This window comes from Acidithiobacillus sp. TH-A36 (assembly GCF_057473445.1).
In genome coordinates this window covers 1-1,071 of the sequence record NZ_JBYCKP010000537.1, presented here as the reverse complement: position 1 = coordinate 1,071, position 1,071 = coordinate 1, and the positions used below count along the sequence as shown (strand labels likewise).

2 protein-coding genes are annotated in these 1,071 nt (G+C 50.7%); one reads left to right on the top strand and one right to left on the bottom strand.

Annotated features, from left to right (window positions below; all coding sequences use genetic code 11):
• The coding region (locus tag AC2VLY_RS13705; protein ID WP_486922459.1) for a glutathione binding-like protein at window positions 1-293 on the top strand (293 nt) is incomplete at its 5' end.
• Between the two features lie 78 nt (window positions 294-371).
• On the opposite strand, the gene AC2VLY_RS13700 is transcribed toward AC2VLY_RS13705, so the two are convergent.
• Window positions 372-947, bottom strand: a complete 576-nt coding sequence (locus AC2VLY_RS13700) for a lytic transglycosylase domain-containing protein (protein WP_486922458.1) — start codon at window positions 945-947, stop codon at window positions 372-374.
• Window positions 948-1,071 lie beyond the last annotated feature (124 nt).

The window sequence follows — 1,071 nt, the reverse complement described above, 5'->3', positions numbered from 1 at the left end:
AAAGGTTCGTGTTGGGTGCCACAGACTTCCCTGCGGTTCAATCCAGCGGACATGCGAACTTTCAACGCTGCCTCACGATTATTGAATCACATCTTGGCCAGCACACATTTGCGATTGGAGCGAGGTTCTCAGTTGTTGACCCGTTTTGGTTGGTTTTCTATCGCTGGGGTGTTCGCCTGGGATATGAAATGGAAGCGCTTTATCCAAATTATACGAAGTATGTTGAAAAGCTCGCACAGCGACCATCTGTCTCCTCCGCGTTGGAGATGGAAGCAATATCACTATGGAAATAACGCCAAACCCTTCGTTCACACCAGAGCAGCGACTTCCTGGGTCCAGCGACAGTTTTTATTCAAAATGGCGATAGGCCATTACCATTTCGGCTGCATGGGGCTCGCCGCAGGAGTCCATGAAACTCTGATCCGAACCGGCCCTCCTGCCTCCGCTTCCTTTTTCCCACCTTCCCCACAAACGACAGGTTTCACCGCCCAGGCAGCCAGTTTCCCTCCTGGAATAGGTGGAACACTGACCCCTGCGTGATGGTAGACAATACGGGCATAGCGGGCATCACCAGATGGCTTCCCCGAGTTATAAACCTGCAGAGCACCTGGTAACTTTTTACCTGATGCTTTCCATGAATCAACCAGTATTTTCGAGGCCACCTGCAGATTGGTGCAGGGATCAAAGACGTTTTTATAATTTAATCCGTATGCGGCAAAATTTTCAGAATCAACCTGGGCGATTCCAGCGTCTACCTGATGCCCAGCTGCCAGCAAAAGATGCAGGATTCGTTCTGCATCGCGTCTGGTTTTTGGGAAATAACTGCGATTCGTTGTGTTGTCGTGAATGACCAGAGGATTCCCGCCAGACTCGGTCTGCACCACTGCAGCCATGGTGACAGGGGCAACCTGTAGAGCACATTCCTGCAACAGCTGAAGACCGATCATGTTCCTGCTTTAAACCTTTTCAGGAAAGTCTTTTTTACCGCAGAGGTGCATATAGACACCTTGGGCGATGGCCACGCGCTGATCGTGGCATTCCCACGTCCGGTTTTACTGTAAATCCTCACTC